Annotated in this window: 2 protein-coding genes; both read left to right on the top strand. The window is 66.2% G+C overall.

Annotation, left to right across the window (positions count from 1 at the left end):
• The coding region (locus MOV75_RS37155; protein ID WP_247007880.1) for a Spy/CpxP family protein refolding chaperone at window positions 1-904 on the top strand (904 nt) is incomplete at its 5' end.
• Window positions 905-939: 35 nt separating this feature from the next.
• Window positions 940-1,311, top strand: a complete 372-nt coding sequence (locus tag MOV75_RS37150; protein WP_246932436.1) for a hypothetical protein — start codon at window positions 940-942, stop codon at window positions 1,309-1,311.
• Window positions 1,312-1,642: the final 331 nt, after the last annotated feature.

The following is a 1,642-nucleotide window of genomic DNA, read 5'->3' as shown; positions in this document are numbered from 1 at the left end:
ATGGTGGCAACATGCGGGTGGCGGCTACGGCTGGGTCGGGCCGCTGTTCTGGCCGTTCGCCTACAACGACCTCTACGACTACACGATCTGGGGCGACGGGCCCGGCTTCTGGGGTTACGGCTATCCGGACATCTATGCCGGCATGTTTGGTCCCTATGGCTATGATCGCCTCTCGGCCTATCTGCCACAGCAACAGCAGGGACGGCGGCGGGCGCGCAGCGCGCCGCTCGATCAGCTCTGCGGCAGCGACCGCCGCGGAATCGTCGGTCTGCCGATTGACCAGATTGCAGCCGCGGTGCAGCCAAGCGATGCGCAAGGAGCCGATCTTGATGCGCTCGGCAACGCTTCGATTGACGCTGCGGCGCTGATCCGCACATCCTGCCCGACGCAGGCCGCAGCAACGGCCCCCGGCCGGCTCGCGGCGATGCAGCTGCGCGTCGAAGCGATGCAGAAGGCGGTCGATCTGGTCCAGCCGGCGCTCGACAAATTCTATGGTTCGCTTGTGGACGAACAGAAAGCGCGCTTCAATGCGCTGGCTGACGATCAGCGTCGGGCGACGGCGTCGAACAATGCGAACCCGTCGGTGCAGACTTGCAGCGCATCCGCCGCGTTCGATTGGCCCGGCGCCACGATCGAGGAGAGGCTTCGTCCGAACGACACCCAGCGCGCGGCGCTCCAGGTGCTCCAGGATACCAGCGCCAAGGTCAGCGCATCGCTCAAGGCGGCCTGCGAGCCCAATGAGGTGATGACCCCGCCGGCACGCATGGCCGCGATCCGCAAACGCCTCGACGTGATGCTGGACGGGATCAAGTCGGTGCGCGCGGCGCTCGATGATTTCTACGCCACGCTGAACGACGAGCAGAAGGCGCAGTTCGAAGCGATCGGGCCGCGCCGCATGTCCTGAACGGCGCGAGGCCGACCAGACCATTGGTGGGGGCGATGAAGTGGTTCGCAAGGCGGCAGCCTGCAGACATTTGGGACGAGCCGATCCAGGGGCCGATCGGCGACATCGACGCGGCGGAGCGAATTCGGAACATTTGCCAGGCTGCGAGGGCAGGCGCGGAGGCCGTCGGAGCCTCAGCGCGGACTGCTGAGCGCGAGTGTGAACGCTACGAGCGTGCCGCCCGCGTCGCGATGGAAATCGCAATGAAGATTTCAGACGACCTGATGCGCGACGATGCGGTGCGCCGCATCGTCGAACTCTGCATGAAGGCCAATGATCTCAAGACCGCGCAGATCCTGTTTCGCGCGATCCAGGCCGGCTGGGTCCGAGAGGCCGTGCAGCGGGATCATCCGGCGCTGGCGCAATAGAGAGCAGGGCGGCCGCACGTAAGAGGCGTGCTGTGAGCACCAGCATCTCAACAGCGTCATGCCCGGGCCTTCGCCTCGCCGAAGCGGCTTCGGCCGCGCAGGTGGGACAAGCCCGGGCATGACGACCTCGTGTAATCCTCCAATGGGATTATGGACCTTGTAGCGGCTCAGTATCTGCGGTCGCCGCGATAATGGTCACCGCCGCCGCGGCCGCCCATTCCCATGCCGAGGCCGATACCGACACCGATGCCGATGCCTTGCATGACAGCCTCGGGCGGCGGGCCGCGATCCGGCGGTGGCGCGCGCTCGTAGACCACTTGGTCAGACGGCG

The sequence above is a fragment of the Bradyrhizobium sp. PRIMUS42 genome (assembly GCF_023006515.1).
Classification (GTDB): Bacteria; Pseudomonadota; Alphaproteobacteria; order Rhizobiales; family Xanthobacteraceae; genus Bradyrhizobium.
This window is presented reverse-complemented; position numbering and strand designations above follow the sequence as displayed.